Source organism: Salmonella sp. SA14318, assembly GCF_029866905.1.
Classification (GTDB): domain Bacteria; phylum Pseudomonadota; class Gammaproteobacteria; order Enterobacterales; family Enterobacteriaceae; genus Salmonella; species Salmonella enterica.
Window position 1 is genome coordinate 2962827 of sequence record NZ_CP123282.1, and the last position, 18360, is coordinate 2981186.

The window sequence follows — 18360 nt, forward strand, 5'->3', positions numbered from 1 at the left end:
GCGAAAAAAAGAGTAATATTAAGCGCTCTGTATGGTGCGGAGCGCTTATTTAACTCTCCAGGGGAACTATGGAAACGCGACGCGACGAGCGTATTGGTCAATTGCTGCAGGCCTTAAAACGCAGCGATAAACTTCATCTTAAAGAAGCCGCGACCCTGTTGGGCGTCTCTGAAATGACCATTCGTCGCGACCTGAACCATAAAAGCGCGCCTGTCGTGTTGCTGGGCGGCTATATCGTACTGGAGCCCCGCAGCGCCAGTCATTATCTGTTAAGCGATCAAAAATCTCGTCTGGTGGAAGAAAAACGCCGAGCCGCTCAGTTGGCTGCGGGCCTGGTACAAGCCCATCAGACGGTATTTATTGACTGTGGCACCACCACGCCGTGGATCATTGAAGCCATTGATAATGACCTTCCCTTTACGGCGGTGTGCTATTCACTTAATACCTTTCTGGCGCTGCAGGACAAACCCCATTGCCGCGCCATCCTGAGCGGCGGGGAGTTTCACGCCAGCAACGCCATTTTCAAGCCGCTTGATTTCCATGAAACGTTAAACAATATTTGTCCGGATATCGCGTTTTATTCCGCCGCCGGCGTTCATACCAGTAAAGGCGCTACCTGCTTTAATCTGGAAGAGCTGCCGGTAAAACATTGGGCAATGACAATGGCACAGTGCCATGTACTGGTGGTGGATCACAGTAAATTCGGCAAGGTACGTCCGGCGCGGATGGGGGAATTATCACGCTTTGATACGATTATCAGCGACCGCCGTCCCGATGAGGCCTTTGTGGCCTACGCTAAAGCGCAACAAATTACTCTGATGTATTAACCGCCCGTTGCCGGATGCGACGCGCACCCGGCAACGGAGTTATTTTACGAGAACCAACTGCCAAACCACTGATGGAGTTTCATCAGCACAAAATCCCACATCCGGCTGAAAAATCCCCCCTCCTCGACGTTTTCCATCACCATTAACGGGCGTTGCTCAATGGATTTTCCGTTAAGCTGGAAATCGATGGTGCCGACAACCTGCCCTTTCTTCAACGGCGCCGTGAGCTGTGGTTCGTTCAACGTAAAGCTGGCCTTCAGGTTTTTAAGCTGCCCACGTGGAATCGTCACTGACCCCGCATCGCCCGCCCCTAAATTGACCTCACGCTTATCGCCAAACCAGACCCGTTGCGTCACGAATGTCGCGTCAGGTTTAATCGGCGTGACCGTTTCAAAGAAGCGGAAACCCCAGGTCAGCAGTTTTTCTGACTCATTAAAACGAATACGGTCCGTTTTCGCCCCCAGCACGACAGAGATCAGGCGCATATCGCCCTGGGTGGCGGAGGCGACAAGGTTATATCCAGCCCCTGCCGTTGTCCCCGTTTTCATGCCGTCGACATGCAGATTGGTGCTCCACAACAGGCGGTTGCGGTTCGGTTGACGAATATTATTAAAAGTAAATTCTTTCTCTTTATGAATGGCGTATTCGTCAGGCACATCGTGAATCAAGGCCTTGCCGAGCAACGCCATATCGCGAGCGGTACTGAACTGCCCTGGCGCATCAAGACCGTGTACCGTCTGGAAGGTTGTATTGGTTAACCCCAGTCGTTTCGCATAGGCGTTCATCAGGCCGATAAAGGACTCCTGGCTTCCGGCGACGTAGTCGGCAAGCGCGATACAGGCATCATTACCTGACTGAATGATGATGCCTTTATTAAGATCCGCAACCGACACCTGATCGCCTGGCTTCAGAAACATCACCGACGACCCACGTAGCGCCGGGTTCCCCGTCGCCCAGGCATCTTTGCCCACCGTCACCATATCGGTCAGCTTGATTTTCCCTGCCTTCAGCGCCTGGCCCACCACGTAGCTGGTCATAATTTTTGTCAAACTGGCAGGGTCGAGTTTCTCATCGGCGTTGCCTTCCGCCAGTACTTTACCGCTGGCGTAATCCATTAAGATCCAGGCTCGCGCATCAACGCCCGGCGGCGCGATCGTTTGTTCCTCTGCCTTTACAGGCGAAGCGAAAAGGAATAAGAGAACCGAACCTGCCGCGAGGCTACGAAGGGAAGAAGCGTATTGCGTCATAGTACCACCCGAGTATCCATTCCAAAAACACACGTCACACCACCGTGTAATAAGTGCGGTGAGTAATAACGCACTCACGACGTTAAAGAAACCGTAACTTGGTAAAGTTTTTAAAGTTTATGCAATAACATCCCGTTACGCTTCCTTCATAACGATTTTTTTACAGACCATTGTGTAAATGTTAGGTTTATCTCACGGTAGGCCGATTACTGTCATCATCCTGATAAAACGGAAGGGGTTAATATGATTACGCTGTGGGGCCGGAACAACTCGACTAATGTTAAAAAAGTGTTGTGGACGCTTGAAGAGCTGGAACTGCCATACGATCAAATTCTGGCAGGCGGAAAATTCGGCGTTAACCAGGATGCCGACTATCTGGCGATGAATCCTAATGGGCTGGTGCCGCTGCTTAAAGATGATGAAACCGACCTGTTATTGTGGGAATCCAATGCCATTGTCCGCTATCTGGCGGCGCAATACGGCCAGAACCGGCTATGGGTTGATAATCCGGCGCGGCGTGCGGAGGGCGAAAAATGGATGGACTGGGCGAATCAAACGTTAAGCCCGGCGCACCGCGTGATCCTGATGGGACTGGTCAGAACCCCGCCGGAAAAACGCGACCAGGCGGCAATTGAAGCCGGTATCGAAAAGTGTGACAGCCTGTTTGCGCTTCTTGATGATGCTCTGGCCCACCAGCCGTGGTTCTCCGGGGATAACTTTGGCACCGGCGATATCGCTATTGCGCCTTTCGTCTATAACCTGTTGAACGTGGGTCTGAAGTGGACGCCGCGCCCGAATCTGGAGCGCTGGTATCAGCAGCTTACCGAGCGCCCTGCTTTTCGCAAAGTGGTGATGATCCCGGTGACCTAACGCGTGGCTGCAGGACTTACCTTGAGTAACTGCCCGTCGGACTCATCGGTTAACACATATAAGTAGCCGTCCGGTCCGACACGCACATCCCGAATACGCTGCTTTCTGTCACCCAGAATACGGCCTTCTTCCGTCACCGTATTGCCATCGACGCGCATCACAATGACCTCTTTATCTTTTAGCGCGCCGATAAACAGTTTGTGCCGCCACGGCGCAAAAACGTCGCTGGCATAAAAAGCCATCCCGCTGATCGCCGGAGAATCCTTCCAGTAGTAAACCGGTTGCTCCGTTCCCTCGACAATTTCACCTTTGGCTTCCGGCACTTTCAGACCACTATAGTTGACGCCCCATGTGGCCAGCGGCCAGCCATAATTTTTGCCTTTTTCCGGGATGTTAATTTCATCGCCGCCGCGCGGACCGTGTTCATGCAGCCATAGCGCGCCGCTCCAGGGATTGATGGCCAGCCCCTGCGGATTACGAATACCGTAAGACCAGATTTCCGGACGCGCGCTCGCCTGATGCACAAACGGATTATCCGGCGGAATTTCGCCCTGCCCGGTCAGGCGCACCAGCTTACCCTGTAATTTATCCAAATCCTGCGCGGTAGCGCGCTGGTTATTTTCACCCAGGGCAATAAAAAGAGATCCTTGCGCATCGAATACCATACGTCCGCCGAAATGGTTGCCGGTAGACAGCTTAGGCATCTGGCGAAACACGGTACGAAAATGCTCCAGACACTGAAGATCGTCGCTCAGCCGTCCAAAACCGACTGCCGTACCGGCGTTTCCTTCGCGGTCAGCTTCAGCATAGCTCAACCAGACGCGGCGCGACTGGGCAAAGTCAGGCGCCAGCACGACGTCCAGCAAACCTCCCTGCCCGTTTGCCCACACTTTCGGTACGCCAGCCAGCGGATCGGAAAGTCCCTTCCCCGTCTGCCAGTGGCGCAGTTGTCCCCCTTTCAGGGTAATGAGCATCCCACGGTTATCCGGCAAAAAAGCCAGCGACCACGGGTGATCGAGTCGGGTTTGCAGTACCTCAACGTTCACCGGCGCAAGATTGGCGTTCGCCCATGAAGAGAAAAGAGAGAATGAAACTATCGCGAGAAATATTCGACGCATACCGCCTCCTTCAGGGCTCTGCGTTAAAGCGTAGTCAGCATCGCAAGAGGTCGGTTTATTTTTACAAAACATTAAACGGCGCGGTCCGGTAAAAAGGGGGAGTCGCCTCCCCCTTATTCAGACCTGTGTAAGCGGTGAATGTGCTTTCAGACTCTGAATACTCAGCGTCAAAGTTGTCAGACAGTTTTCAAGTTTATCTGCGTTGACGGCAATAAAGGTCGGACAATCATGGTGTCCGCTCATTAAACAAACGGCGGCGGCTGCAAGCGCGCCTTCGGCACGGCGCAGCGCGTTCCACTCTTCCTGATCAAGATGCAGTCCCTGCCGTAAAGCGTGATCGTGGAGCTCGCGATTCAGTTCAAAAAAATTGTCACGCAGAGTGTCACTTTCGCTGACTGACATATACCCCTTCGCTTTTCGCAATTGCAGATAAGCGGCAAGATCGATACGCGCGTTTATCAGCTTGTTGAGAAGATCGGTTCTCAGTCTGTCAACGACCATACCTTTTTTCCTCCTCTTTTCTACCAGGGTTCAACTTAATAGTATGGTCGTTTTTTAGACAAAGGGGTGTCAGAGATCAAGAATTTTCTTAGAATTGCCCTTTTTCACCTTTTGCTGATAACCACAACGGTTGATGCCGCCGCTCCTGATGAGATTGCGATACAATTTTTGTTCGGATATCTGTAGAATCCCTGCCCTGACCATTCCAATAAATGAACACTTTTTAAGCTATGAGTAATGTAACCCACCAGCCAAAGATCGGCTTCGTTTCCCTGGGCTGTCCGAAAAACCTCGTTGATTCGGAACGCATCCTGACTGAGCTGCGTACCGAAGGCTATGACGTTGTGCCACGCTATGACGATGCGGATATGGTTATCGTTAATACCTGTGGCTTTATTGACAGCGCGGTACAAGAGTCACTGGAAGCCATTGGCGAAGCGCTGAACGAAAACGGTAAGGTAATCGTCACCGGCTGCCTGGGCGCAAAAGAAGATCAGATCCGCGAAGTGCATCCGAAAGTACTGGAAATCACCGGGCCGCATAGCTATGAGCAAGTTCTGCAGCACGTACATCATTACGTACCGAAGCCGAAACACAATCCATTTTTAAGCCTCGTACCGGAACAGGGTGTAAAACTGACGCCGCGCCATTATGCGTATCTGAAAATTTCTGAAGGCTGTAATCACCGCTGCACGTTCTGCATCATCCCGTCGATGCGCGGGGATCTGGTCAGCCGTCCGATTGGCGACGTATTAAGCGAAGCGAAACGTCTGGTTGATGCCGGGGTCAAAGAGATTCTGGTGATTTCGCAAGATACCTCCGCCTACGGCGTAGATGTGAAGCACCGCACCGGATTCCATAATGGCGAACCGGTGAAAACCAGTATGGTGAGCCTGTGCGAGCAGTTATCAAAACTGGGCGTCTGGACACGTCTGCACTACGTCTACCCCTACCCACACGTTGATGATGTGATTCCGCTAATGGCAGAAGGCAAAATCCTGCCTTATCTGGACATTCCGCTGCAACATGCCAGCCCGCGGATTCTTAAACTGATGAAACGTCCTGGTTCCGTTGACCGCCAGCTGGCGCGCATTAAGCAGTGGCGCGAAATCTGCCCGGAACTGACCTTACGCTCCACCTTTATTGTCGGCTTCCCCGGCGAAACGGAAGAAGACTTCCAGATGCTGCTCGACTTCCTGAAAGAGGCGCGCCTCGATCGTGTAGGCTGCTTCAAGTACAGCCCGGTGGAAGGCGCAGGCGCGAATGACCTGCCGGATCAGGTGCCGGAAGAGGTGAAAGAAGAGCGCTGGAACCGCTTTATGCAACTGCAACAGCAAATCTCCGCTGAGCGCTTGCAGGAAAAAGTGGGCCGCGAAATTCTGGTGATCGTCGATGAGGTTGACGAAGAAGGCGCTATCGGGCGTAGCATGGCGGATGCGCCGGAAATTGACGGCGCGGTCTATTTGAACGGCGAAACCAACGTCAAGCCGGGCGATATCGTGCGCGTGAAAGTGGAAAACGCCGACGAATATGATTTGTGGGGCAGTCGGGTTTAACGCCACCTCCCCCGGCGCGGGTGCCGGATGTGTTATCCCGCCTGACGAGCCCGTTCCAGGCCCGCCAGGCGTCAACGCCACCGGGCTGGCTTACCCCTTAATCTTCGGGTCCAGCGCATCGCGCAACCCGTCGCCTAGCAGGTTAAACGCCAGCACAGTCAGGAAAATCGCCACCGCCGGGAAGAGCGCTACGTGCGGCGCGATGACCATATCCGCCCGCGCTTCATTGAGCATCGCTCCCCACTCCGGCGTTGGCGGCTGCGCGCCTAATCCGAGAAATGACAGGCTTGCCGCGGAAATAATTGACGTACCGATACGCATCGTAAAGAAAACCACAATTGACGAGACCGTTCCCGGCAAGATATGGCTAAACAAAATCGTCGTGTCGCTGGCGCCGATACTGCGGGCAGACTCAATAAACGTCTGCTGTTTTAAGACCAGAGTATTTCCGCGCACCAGACGAGCAAACGCCGGAATAGAGAAAATCGCCACCGCAACGATCACATTAGCAATACCGCTGCCTAACACCGCCACAACGGCAATCGCCAGCAAAATGCCGGGGAAGGCGAACAGCACATCGCAAATGCGCATAATAAAACGATCCCACCAGCCTTCATAATATCCCGCCAGCAATCCCAACACCGTACCGATTATCGCACCGATAAATACCGCGAACACGCCCGCCGCCAGTGAGATCTGCGCCCCAACGAGAACCCGGCTAAAGATGTCTCTTCCCAGCGAGTCAACGCCAAACCAGTGCTGCAAAGAGGGGCCATTGTTCAGGCTATCGTAGTCAAAATAGTTTTCCGCATCGTAGGGCGTCAGCCAACGGGCAAAAATCGCCACCAGAATTAACGCCAGTACGAATCCCCCGGCGACCAACGCGACATGCTGGCGGCGAAAACGACGCCAGAACTCCCGCCACGGCGTGCGTATCTGGTCGGGTTTTACCACCGGCATAGCATGTAAAATCGCCTGACGGCGCCAGTTAAATAATCGCATCCTTACTTATACCTGATAGCCGGATTAATGGCGGCATAGAGGACATCCACCACTAAGTTGATAAGAATAAATTCCAGAGAAAACAGCAGCACTTCCGCCTGAATCACGGGGTAGTCGCGCATGTCGACGGAGTCGACCAGTAATCGCCCAAGCCCCGGCCAGTTAAACACTTTTTCGACGACGATCGATCCGCCAAGCAAAAAGCCAAATTGCAATCCCATCATGGTGACGACCGGGATCATCGCATTGCGCAGGCCATGTTTTAACACCACCCACGTTTCACTGACGCCTTTCGCCCGCGCGGTCCTCATGTAATCCTCGCTCAGGACATCGACAAACGAGGAGCGCGTAAAACGCGCCATGACGGATGCCACCGCCGCGCCAAGCGTCAGGGAGGGTAAAATATAATGTTGCCAGCTATCCGCCCCCACGGTCGGTAGCCAGCCCAGATCCACGGAAAAAATCTGCATTAACAACATTCCCAGAGCAAAAGCCGGGAAAGAAATGCCGGTCACGGCAAGCGTCATTCCTACCCGGTCAGGCCAGCGATTACGCCACACGGCGGCGGCGATGCCGATCGCCATGCCAAACAGCACCGCCCATATCATACTGGTTATCGTCAGCCACAGCGTCGGCAAAAAGCGGCTGGCGATCTCCTCAGAAACCGGGCGGCGGGAAACCATTGACGTCCCGAAATCGCCTTGTAAAACATGGGTGATGTAATGCCAAAACTGGACATGAAGCGGCTGATCAAGCCCCAGCTGCTGACGAACCAGCGCGATCACCTGCGCGTCGGCTTCCGGTCCGGCTATCAGCCGCGCCGGGTCGCCGGGCAACAAATGAACAAATAAAAACACCAGCACTGCCACAATCAACAGCGTAGGAATTAATCCCAGCAGGCGCTTGAGAACATAGTTAAGCATCACACGAACCTTTTACCGGATGGCGGACAACGCGCGCGCCATCCAGCCCCATCGCATTACTTACTTCAAATCCGCATCGTCAAAGCTGAAACCGGTATCCGGCATAATCCAGAAACCGGTCAAATTTTTACTGTGCGCAGAAACCAATTTCTCCACCACCAACGGTATCCAGGGCGACTCTTTCCAGATAATATCCTGCGCCTCTTTGTACAATCGTGTTTTCTCCTGCGGATCGTTGGTTTTTAAGGCCGCCGCTAAATCGCTGTCGACCTGCTTGTTGCTGTAAAAAGCGGTATTAAACTGCGTCGGCGGCCAGTTTTGTGATGCGAAGAGCGGCGATAACGCCCAGTCAGCTTCGCCCGTCGACGCCGACCAGCCGGTATAGAACATTCGCACGCCGCTCTCTTTTTGCCCTTTGCCCTCGACTTCCGCGGCGCGCTGGCCGGCGTCCATCGCGGTTATCCGGGCTTTAATGCCAATCTGCGCCAGTTGCTGTTGGGTAAACTGCAACACTTTTTGCGCGGTGCTATGGTTGTGCGATGACCACAGCGTGGTACTGAAACCGTCTGGATACCCCGCCTCTTTCAACAGTTCGCGCGCTTTAGCCGGATCATAGGGCCACGGCTGATAGCTTTGCGCATAGGCTATCGACGGCGGCACCACGCCCGTCGCCGGCGTGGCGTATCCGGCAAACGCCACTTTAACCAGCGCCTGACGATTGATAGCGTAATTCAACGCCTCACGCACCTTAGGATTATCAAACGGCTTCTGCGTCACATTCATACTGATATAACGCTGCATAATGGACGGGCTGGCGACCAGTTCGAGGTTTTTATTTTTCGCCAGTAACGCGGCCTGCTCATAAGGGATAGGAAAAGCAAATTGCGCTTCGCCGGTTTGCAGCATCGCCGCGCGGGTATTGTTGTCAGTAACCGGACGCCAGGTAATAGAATCCAGCTTGGGTAAGCCCTGCTGCCAGTAACCGGCGAACTTCTTCACTTTGACAAAGTCGGTCTGATTCCAGGTTTCAAGCTGGTATGGACCGGTACCGACCGGATGAAAACCAATATCCTTGCCATATTTTTCCAGCGCTTGCGGCGAGATCATCGCCGTCGCCGGGTGCGCCAGAATATTAATGAAAGCGGAGAACGGCTGTTTCAGGGTAATTTTTACCGTTGCCGGGTCGACAACCTCCGTTTTTGCGATATTTTTATACAGGTTATAACGCTTGAGGTGGTTATCCGGATTGCTGGCGCGATCGAGATTCGCTTTCACCGCCGCCGCATCAAAATCCGCGCCGTCCTGAAATTTCACCCCCTGTCGTAGGGTAATGGTGTAGGTCAGACCGTCATCAGAAACGGTATAGCCTTTCGCCAGGACGTTTTTTACCTTCATGTCTTTATCCAGGCCAAACAGCCCCTGATAAAATGACTTCGCCACCGCCTGCGAGAGCGTATCGTTGGCGTCATACGGATCGAGCGTGGTGAAATTAGACCCTACCGCCACCACCACATCTTTGGCCGCCAGGGCCGGAAAAGCCGCAATGGATGAGGCCAGTCCCAGCGCCGCCAGCCATTTATGCGTAATAAATTGCGTCATGTTGTTCTCCTGAAACCCTGCCTGTCTGAATGTTATAAGCGCGAGAGCGCATTATCCTGCAGCGGCCGCGCGACATAATGTCCCGGCCCGACCAACTGTAATGAAACGGCGGGCGTCTCTTCGCCACGTTTATGAATATTGCTGGGTATATCATCTGATAGCAGAACGCGCCGCGGCCGGTGTCTGGAAGGATCGGCAACCGGCACCGCCGCCATCAATTTACGCGTATAAGGATGCTGCGGATTTTCAAAAACGGCGCGCCGCGGCCCCATCTCAACAATTTGACCAAGATACATCACCGCCACGCGATGGCTAATTCGCTCCACGACCGCCATATCATGCGAAATAAACAGGTAGGCGATCCCCATTTCCCGTTGTAAATCGAGCAGTAAATTAATGATCTGCCCGCGAACGGAAACATCCAGCGCGGAGACCGCCTCATCGGCAATAATCACTTTAGGATTCAATGCCAACGCGCGAGCAATGCAGATGCGCTGACGTTGACCGCCGGAAAACTCATGCGGATAACGCCAGGCATGTTCAGGACGTAATCCGACACGCTCAAGCAACCAGGCCACGCGCTTTGCTGCAGCGTCCCCCTGCCCCAGACCATGAATCCGTAAAGGTTCCATAATGGAATACCCCACGGTCTGGCGCGGGTCGAGCGAGGCGTAAGGGTCCTGGAAAATACACTGAATATCGCGGCGCAACGGCTGGAGTTTACCCGCAGACAGCGTGTCAATGCGCTGGCCGTTAAAGATAATCTCCCCCTGCCGGGATTCAACCAACCGCAGCAGCGCGCGTCCGGTCGTCGATTTTCCGCTACCGGACTCGCCCACCAGCGATAGCGTTTCGCCGGGCCAGAGATCGAAACTGATATTCTCAACGGCATGAACTTCACGCGTAACGCGGTTAAAGAGACCGCTACGCAGCGGGAATCGCGTCACCAGCCCCCGAACCTGGAGAATAGGCTCGCCTTCCACCACCGTGTCTTGCTCAATCTGCGATTCATAAAGGGCCGGTTCGTCAGCGGAAATCAACGGGAAACGGCGTGGCAGCGAGTGGCCGCGCATCGCGCCAAGCTGAGGGACGGCGGCCAGTAACGTTTGGGTATAAGGATGCGTCGGCGCATGGAAAATCTGCTCTACGCTGCCGGTTTCCACGGCCTCGCCCTGATACATCACCAGTACGCGATCGGCGATATCCGCCACGACGCCCATGTCGTGGGTGATAAAAATCACGCCCATCGACATCTCTTGCTGCAACACTTTGATAAGTTGCAGAATTTGCGCCTGGATAGTGACATCCAGCGCCGTGGTGGGTTCATCGGCAATCAATACCGCCGGACGGCAGGATAGCGCCATCGCGATCATGACTCGCTGGCGCATCCCGCCGGAAAGCTGATGCGGATAACGCGATAAAATCGCCTGCGACTCCGGGATCCGTACCTGATCGAGCATACGTTTCGCTTCCGCCAGCGCCTCTTCGTGGCTGGCGCCCTGATGCAAACGAATAGATTCGGCAATTTGCTCGCCAACGGTAAATACCGGGTTGAGCGAGGTCATTGGCTCCTGGAAAATCATGGCGATATCCGCGCCGCGCACACGCCGCATCTGCGCGTCACTCTGCTCAGACAGCTCAATCACCTGGCGATTACGCCGACGCAACAGCATTTCGCCGCAGCGCACGTTCGCGCCCGACTGCTCAATCAGCCGCATTAACGCCAGCGCCGTCACCGATTTTCCCGAGCCCGACTCGCCGACAATCGCCAGAGTCTCTCCACGCTTCAGGCGTAATGACACATTACGCACGGCGTCTACCTGTTGCCCTTCGTGGTGAAACGCGATATTCAGGCCACTGACGGACAGAACATCGCGGCTATCCAGTTCATCGCTGTGCGGCACCTGCGGCTCCTTATTCCCGGTAAATTCCTGTGGTAGGCGTATCCCCGGCATATCCCCAGGCGCGATACATCCCTTCGCTGTTAAACGGCAACGCGACATTACCTTCGTGATCAACGGCGATTAATCCACCGCTGCCGCCCAGCGCCGGTAATTTTTCCATCACCACGCGCTCACAGGCGTCGGCAAGGCTGAGTCCGCCATATTCCATCAATGCGGCGATATCGTAAGCCGCGAGCGTGCGAATAAAGACCTCTCCCGTTCCGGTACAGGAAACGGCGACGCTGGCGTTGTTGGCATAACACCCGGCGCCGACCAGCGGGCTGTCGCCGACGCGCCCGGGCAATTTATTGGTCATCCCGCCGGTAGACGTTGCCGCCGCCAGATTGCCGAATTTATCCCGCGCCACCGCGCCGACTGTACCCATTTTTTTCGTTTCGTCCAGCGGCGCGCCGCTGTGATCGAGCGCCATTTCGCCCGCCGCACGCGCCGCCAGCAATTGCTCGTAACGCGCCGGGGTGGAAAAGATATCCGGCGAAACGCGCGCCATCCCCTGTGAAAAGGCAAAGTTTTCCGCCCCTTCCCCCACCATGAGTACATGCGGGCTGCGCTCCATCACCAGTCTGGCGGCGAGCACAGGATGACGAACATGACTCACGCCCGCGACGGCTCCGGCTTTCAGGGTATTGCCGTCCATCACGCAGGCATCCAGTTCATGAGTTCCGTCTCGGGTATAGACCGCGCCGATACCCGCATTGAAGAGCGGACACGCTTCCAGCAGACGCACCGCTTCCGTCACTACATCAAGCGCGCTGTCACCTGCTTCCAGCATCTTTTGCCCGCTTTCGACAATCTCTGACAGCGCCTGGATATAGCGTAGCTCCTGCTCATGGCTCATTTGCGCGCGAGCAATCGCGCCTGCGCCGCCGTGAATCGCAATCACTGCTTTATTCATTTTTAGGGTCCATTAACGGTGGCATACAACTTTTACTATAACTATCAGAATTGTTGTGAGTTATTCATTCGATTTTTGAATATAGAAAGATGCGTAAGGTATGTAAAGGCGCAAGGCCGTCTCTAAGACCGAGGTAGCATACTGCCCGCCACTGTTTTCTGACATAATAGCCGGATTCGATTTTGCCTCGCAGGAGTATGTTCATGGAATTTTCCGCCGGATTGATGCCGCTTGAAACGGCGCTGACCCAGATGCTTTCACGTATTACCCCGCTCACCGCCGTAGAAACGTTGCCGCTGGTGAACTGCTTTGGCCGCATCCTGGCGACCGATATCGTATCTCCCCTTGATGTCCCCGGCTTTGATAATTCAGCTATGGATGGTTATGCGGTACGCGTGGCGGATTTGTCCGCCGATAAGCCGCTGCCCGTCGCCGGCAAAGCATTTGCCGGTCAGCCCTACCAGGGAGAGTGGCCTGCGGGAACCTGCATTCGCATTATGACCGGCGCCCCGGTACCGGCAGGTTGCGAGGCGGTAGTCATGCAAGAGCAGACGGAACAAACCGATGACGGCGTGCGTTTTACCGCCGATGTTCGTTGCGGACAAAACATCCGCCGCCGCGGCGAGGATATTCGCCAGGATGCGGTGGTCTTTCCGGCCGGTACGCGCCTGACTACTGCCGAACTGCCAGTGCTGGCGTCGCTGGGAATTGCCGATGCGCAGGTTGTACGTAAAGTGCGCGTAGCGCTGTTCTCGACCGGCGACGAGCTCCAGCTTCCGGGCCAGCCGCTGGAGGCGGGACAAATTTATGACACTAACCGTCTAACTATACATTTGATGCTGCAACAGCTTGGCTGCGAAGTGATCAATTTAGGCATTATTCCTGACGATCCCGGTAAGCTTCGCGCCGCATTTATCGACGCCGACAGCCAGGCCGACGTAGTGATAAGCTCCGGCGGCGTCTCGGTTGGTGAAGCGGACTATACCAAAACCATCCTTGAGGAGCTGGGCGAAATCGCCTTCTGGAAGCTGGCTATCAAGCCAGGCAAACCGTTTGCCTTCGGCAAACTCAGTAATAGCTGGTTCTGTGGCCTGCCGGGGAATCCAGTCTCTGCGGCACTCACGTTTTATCAACTGGTTCAACCCTTACTGGCGAAGCTTGGCGGCAATACGGCAAGCGCTGTACCGCCGCGCCAGCGTGTACGCACAACATCTCGCCTGAAGAAAACGCCGGGGCGTCTCGATTTCCAGCGCGGCATCCTGCAACGTAGCGCCAACGGCGAACTGGAGGTCACGACCACCGGACATCAGGGCTCACATATTTTCAGCTCGTTTAGTCTGGGCAACTGCTTTATTGTGCTGGAGCGTGAACGCGGCAATGTTGAGCCGGGAGAATGGGTGGAAGTCGAGCCGTTTAATGCTCTGTTCGGAGGCCTGTAATGGCGGAACTTAGCGACCAGGAGATGCTGCGCTATAACCGACAAATTATTCTGCGCGGCTTCGATTTTGAAGGGCAGGAAGCGTTAAAAGATGCGCGGGTATTAGTGGTCGGGCTGGGCGGACTCGGCTGCGCGGCAACGCAGTATCTGGCCGGCGCTGGCGTCGGGCAACTGACGCTACTCGATTTTGATACCGTTTCCGTTTCCAATCTCCAGCGTCAAACCTTGCACAGCGACGCCACGGTCGGGCAGCCAAAGGTAGAATCCGCCCGCGACGCGCTGGCGCGAATCAACCCGCATATTACCATTACGCCCGTTAACGCGCGGCTGGACGACGACGCTATGACCAGCCTGATTGCCGGGCATTCGCTGGTACTGGACTGTACTGATAACGTTAGCGTACGTAATCAACTTAACGCCGGGTGCTATACCGCGAAAGTGCCGCTAATCTCCGGCGCGGCAATTCGTATGGAAGGACAAGTTACCGTCTTTACGTATCGGGAAAACGAACCCTGTTACCGCTGCCTGAGCCGTCTGTTTGGCGAAAACGCTCTGACCTGCGTAGAGGCAGGGGTGATGGCGCCGCTGATTGGCGTGATCGGTTCGCTACAGGCAATGGAGGCCATTAAGCTGCTGGCGCATTACGGTCAGCCTGCCAGCGGAAAAATCGTCATGTACGATGCGATGACCTGTCAGTTCCGCGAAATGAAGTTAATGCGCAACCCCGGCTGTGAAGTCTGCGGACAGTAGCCACTTTACGGATAAACATACCAAAGCACGGTTTATGGCCGTGCTGTATCAACAGATAATTACTGTCATCAGACGCAAAGCCAGCTTACCCAAGCTCCGACTGACGATCGGCTCAAGCAGCGCGGCATCATCTTAAACGCCATATCACAGCCTCAAACCGTGATGTTGTACCTCATTTAACGCCTCTTTGTCAGAACCTCTCCATTCGTTGACGCACATCAAGACAACTTTCATTCGAAAGTAATTTAATCTTTATATGAAATAAGAGAGGCCGTTTATGATCTTCAATATTCAGCGCTATTCTACCCACGATGGCCCCGGTATCCGTACCGTAGTATTTCTCAAAGGCTGTTCGTTGGGCTGTCGCTGGTGCCAGAACCCGGAAAGCCGCGCCCGCGCTCAGGATCTGTTATACGACGCGCGGCTGTGTCTCGAAGGATGCGACCTGTGCGCGCAAGCCGCGCCGGACGTCATTGAGCGCGCGCTAAACGGCCTGCTCATCCATCGCGAAAAACTGACCGACGCCCATTTTTCAGTCCTGGCGCATTGCTGCCCCACACAGGCGTTAACCGTGTGCGGCGAAATAAAAAGCGTGGATGAGATCATGGCGACGGTACTGCGCGATAAACCTTTTTACGATCGCAGCGGCGGCGGTCTTACGCTTTCCGGCGGCGAACCGTTTATGCAGCCGGAACTGGCGGCAGAGCTGTTTAAAGCCAGCCATGACGCCGGTATTCATACAGCGGTTGAGACCTGTCTGCATGTTCCATGGAAATACATTGCGCCCTCACTGCCTTATATCGATCTGTTTCTGGCTGATTTGAAACATGTCGCCGACGGGCCGTTTAAGCAGTGGACCGATGGTAGCGCCTCGCGGGTGCTGGAAAATCTCAGGAAACTCGCCGCCGCGGGCAAAAAAATGGTGATTCGCGTCCCGCTGATTCAGGGATTTAATGCCGATGAGGAGACCATTAAAGCCATTACCGACTTTGCCGCCGATGAACTGCACGTCGGGGAAATTCATTTTCTGCCCTACCACACGCTGGGCATCAATAAATACCACTTACTCAGTCAGCCCTATCATGCCCCGGATAAACCACTGGATGCGCCGGCGTTACTTGATTTTGCCCAGAAGTACGCCTGCCAAAAAGGTTTAACCGCGACCCTACGAGGATAATTATCATGACCCAACTGAAACTGGACACGCTCAGTGACCGCATTAAGGCGCACAAAACCGCGCTGGTACATATCGTGAAACCGCCGGTCTGTACCGAACGCGCGCAGCATTATACCGAAATGTATCAGCAGCATCTGGATAAACCGATTCCGGTACGCCGCGCGCTGGCGCTGGCCCATCACCTGGCGGAACGCACTATCTGGATAAAACACGATGAACTGATCGTCGGCAACCAGGCAAGTGAAGTCCGCGCCGCGCCGATTTTCCCGGAATATACCGTCTCGTGGATTGAAAAAGAGATCGACGACCTGGCGGACCGGCCCGGCGCAGGTTTTTCCGTAAGTGAAGAAAACAAACGTATTCTGCACGACGTCTGTCCGTGGTGGCGCGGTCAAACCGTCCAGGATCGCTGCTACGGCATGTTTACCGATGAACAAAAAGGGCTTCTGGCGACTGGCATTATCAAAGCCGAAGGCAATATGACTTCCGGTGACGCGCACCTGGCGGTGAACTTCCCGCTGCTGCTGGAAAAAGGGCTTGATGGCCTGCGCGATAAAGTCGCCGAGCGCCGCTCACGCATCAACCTGACCGTGCTGGAAGATCTGCATGGCGAGCAGTTCCTGAAGGCGATTGATATTGTGCTGGACGCGGTAAGCCAGCACATCACGCGCTTTGCCGCGCTGGCGCGCCAGATGGCGGGCGAAGAGTCCCGTGAAAGCCGTCGTAAAGAGCTACTTACCATCGCCGAAAACTGCGAGGTGATCGCCCACCAACCGCCGCAGACCTTCTGGCAAGCACTGCAATTGTGCTACTTCATCCAACTGATTCTACAAATTGAGTCTAACGGTCACTCGGTGTCATTTGGTCGTATGGACCAGTATCTTTACCCCTATTATCGTCGCGATGTCGAACTAAACCAGACGCTGGATCGTGAGCACGCCATTGAACTGCTGCACAGCTGCTGGCTGAAACTGCTGGAAGTCAACAAGATCCGCTCCGGTTCGCACTCTAAAGCTTCCGCGGGCAGCCCGCTGTATCAAAACGTCACCATTGGCGGTCAGAATCTCATCAACGGTCAGCCAGTGGACGCAGTGAATCCGCTGTCTTACGCCATTCTGGAGTCCTGCGGACGTTTGCGTTCTACCCAGCCCAACCTCAGTGTGCGTTATCACGCCGGAATGAGTAACGATTTCCTTGACGCCTGCGTCCAGGTCATCCGCTGCGGCTTTGGGATGCCGGCGTTTAACAATGATGAAATCGTCATCCCGGAATTTATCAAGTTGGGGATCGAACCGCAGGACGCTTACGATTACGCGGCGATCGGCTGTATCGAAACCGCCGTCGGCGGGAAATGGGGTTATCGCTGCACCGGCATGAGCTTTATTAACTTCGCCCGCGTCATGCTGGCGGCGCTGGAAGGCGGTCGCGACGCCACCAGCGGCAAGGTATTTCTGCCGCAGGAAAAGGCGCTCTCCGCAGGCAACTTTAACAATTTTGACGAAGTGATGGCCGCCTGGGATACCCAAATTCGCTACTACACGCGCAAATCGATCGAAATTGAGTATGTGGTCGACACCATGCTGGAAGAGAACGTCCACGATATTCTCTGCTCAGCGCTGGTAGACGACTGTATTGAACGCGCGAAGAGTATCAAGCAAGGCGGCGCTAAATATGACTGGGTATCCGGTCTTCAGGTCGGTATCGCCAACCTGGGGAACAGCCTCGCCGCCGTGAAAAAACTGGTCTTCGAACAGGGCGTTATCGGTCAACAGCAGCTTGCCGCCGCGCTGGCAGATGACTTCGACGGCCTGACTCACGAGCAGTTGCGCCAGCGTCTGATTAACGGCGCGCCGAAGTACGGTAACGACGATGACAGTGTCGATACCCTGCTGGCGCGCGCTTATCAGACCTATATTGATGAGCTGAAGCAATACCATAACCCGCGCTACGGTCGTGGCCCTGTGGGCGGCAACTATTACGCCGGTACGTCCTCTATCTCAGCAAACGTGCCATTTGGCGCCGCGACTATGGCTACCCCGGATGGTCGCAAAGCGCATACGCCGCTGGCGGAAGGCGCAAGCCCTGCATCAGGTACGGATCATCTCGGCCCGACGGCGGTGATCGGTTCCGTAGGCAAATTACCTACCGGTTCTATTCTCGGCGGCGTGCTGCTCAACCAGAAACTGAACCCAACGACGCTGGAAAACGAATCCGACAAACAGAAACTGATGGTTCTGCTACGGACGTTCTTTGAGGTGCATAAAGGCTGGCATATTCAGTACAACATCGTGTCACGCGAAACGCTGTTGGATGCGAAAAAACATCCGGACCAGTACCGCGATCTGGTCGTGCGTGTGGCAGGCTACTCCGCCTTCTTCACCGCGCTGTCGCCGGATGCGCAGGACGATATCATCGCCCGTACCGAACATATGCTGTAATTTGCCCTGGCGCCATCGGCAATATGTCCGAACTGCCTGATGGCGCTACGCTTAACAG

Annotated in this window: 15 protein-coding genes; 7 read left to right on the forward strand and 8 right to left on the reverse strand. The window is 54.8% G+C overall.

The genetic code is table 11. The features are described 5' to 3' along the window. Positions 1-68 precede the first annotated feature (68 nt). Complete coding sequence (deoR, locus tag QEN32_RS14275) at positions 69-827, forward strand: DNA-binding transcriptional repressor DeoR (protein WP_000450103.1); 759 nt, start codon at positions 69-71, stop codon at positions 825-827. Positions 828-871: 44 nt separating this feature from the next. On the opposite strand, the gene dacC is transcribed toward deoR, so the two are convergent. Further along, positions 872-2074 (reverse strand): serine-type D-Ala-D-Ala carboxypeptidase, encoded by a 1203-nt coding sequence (dacC, locus tag QEN32_RS14280; RefSeq protein ID WP_000195712.1) that lies wholly within the window; start codon positions 2072-2074, stop codon positions 872-874. A gap of 243 nt (positions 2075-2317) precedes the next feature. Between dacC and QEN32_RS14285 the strand changes: the two genes are divergently transcribed. After that, positions 2318-2944 (forward strand): glutathione S-transferase family protein, encoded by a 627-nt coding sequence (locus tag QEN32_RS14285; protein WP_000631907.1) that lies wholly within the window; start codon positions 2318-2320, stop codon positions 2942-2944. Here the strand turns inward: QEN32_RS14285 and QEN32_RS14290 are convergent. Then, a complete protein-coding gene (locus QEN32_RS14290) occupies positions 2941-4062 on the reverse strand; it encodes a PQQ-dependent sugar dehydrogenase (protein ID WP_280144432.1) in 1122 nt (373 codons plus the stop codon). The two genes, QEN32_RS14285 and QEN32_RS14290, sit on opposite strands and share 4 nt — an antisense overlap. 117 nt (positions 4063-4179) lie before the next feature. Further along, on the reverse strand, positions 4180-4563 hold the full coding sequence (gene bssR, locus QEN32_RS14295; RefSeq protein WP_000259651.1) for a biofilm formation regulator BssR: 384 nt from the start codon (positions 4561-4563) through the stop codon (positions 4180-4182). 230 nt (positions 4564-4793) lie between these two features. Here bssR and rimO point away from each other — a divergent pair, with 230 nt between their 5' ends. After that, positions 4794-6119, forward strand: coding sequence for a 30S ribosomal protein S12 methylthiotransferase RimO (gene rimO, locus QEN32_RS14300; protein WP_000073314.1), 1326 nt, complete (start codon positions 4794-4796; stop codon positions 6117-6119). Positions 6120-6209: 90 nt separating this feature from the next. Here rimO and gsiD read toward each other — a convergent pair whose 3' ends face one another. Genes gsiD through iaaA form a run of 5 tightly spaced genes read right to left on the reverse strand, consistent with a single transcriptional unit; the run spans position 6210 to position 12499 of the window. Further along, on the reverse strand, positions 6210-7121 hold the full coding sequence (gene gsiD / locus QEN32_RS14305) for a glutathione ABC transporter permease GsiD (RefSeq protein ID WP_001236024.1): 912 nt from the start codon (positions 7119-7121) through the stop codon (positions 6210-6212). Between the two features lie 2 nt (positions 7122-7123). After that, positions 7124-8044 (reverse strand): glutathione ABC transporter permease GsiC, encoded by a 921-nt coding sequence (gene gsiC / locus QEN32_RS14310; RefSeq protein ID WP_000936066.1) that lies wholly within the window; start codon positions 8042-8044, stop codon positions 7124-7126. Between the two features lie 60 nt (positions 8045-8104). Next, entirely contained in the window at positions 8105-9643 is a 1539-nt protein-coding gene (gsiB, locus tag QEN32_RS14315) for a glutathione ABC transporter substrate-binding protein GsiB (RefSeq protein WP_000191439.1), read from the reverse strand. 32 nt (positions 9644-9675) lie between these two features. Beyond that, positions 9676-11547, reverse strand: coding sequence for a glutathione ABC transporter ATP-binding protein GsiA (gene gsiA, locus QEN32_RS14320; RefSeq protein ID WP_001120598.1), 1872 nt, complete (start codon positions 11545-11547; stop codon positions 9676-9678). Between the two features lie 10 nt (positions 11548-11557). After that, entirely contained in the window at positions 11558-12499 is a 942-nt protein-coding gene (iaaA, locus tag QEN32_RS14325) for a beta-aspartyl-peptidase (protein WP_001030503.1), read from the reverse strand. 203 nt (positions 12500-12702) lie between these two features. On the opposite strand from iaaA, the gene moeA reads away from it, so the two are divergent. From moeA to QEN32_RS14345, 4 genes are all read left to right on the forward strand, one after another. Next, positions 12703-13938 (forward strand): molybdopterin molybdotransferase MoeA, encoded by a 1236-nt coding sequence (moeA, locus tag QEN32_RS14330; protein WP_000395792.1) that lies wholly within the window; start codon positions 12703-12705, stop codon positions 13936-13938. Next, positions 13938-14687: a molybdopterin-synthase adenylyltransferase MoeB gene (gene moeB, locus QEN32_RS14335; RefSeq protein WP_000829280.1), complete on the forward strand. Its 750-nt coding sequence runs from the start codon at positions 13938-13940 to the stop codon at positions 14685-14687. The genes moeA and moeB overlap by 1 nt, the downstream gene beginning before the upstream one ends. Positions 14688-14964: 277 nt before the next feature. Next, positions 14965-15864, forward strand: a complete 900-nt coding sequence (locus QEN32_RS14340; RefSeq protein WP_000576954.1) for a glycyl-radical enzyme activating protein — start codon at positions 14965-14967, stop codon at positions 15862-15864. Between the two features lie 5 nt (positions 15865-15869). Continuing rightward, on the forward strand, positions 15870-18302 hold the full coding sequence (locus QEN32_RS14345) for a glycyl radical protein (protein ID WP_000192667.1): 2433 nt from the start codon (positions 15870-15872) through the stop codon (positions 18300-18302). Positions 18303-18360 lie beyond the last annotated feature (58 nt).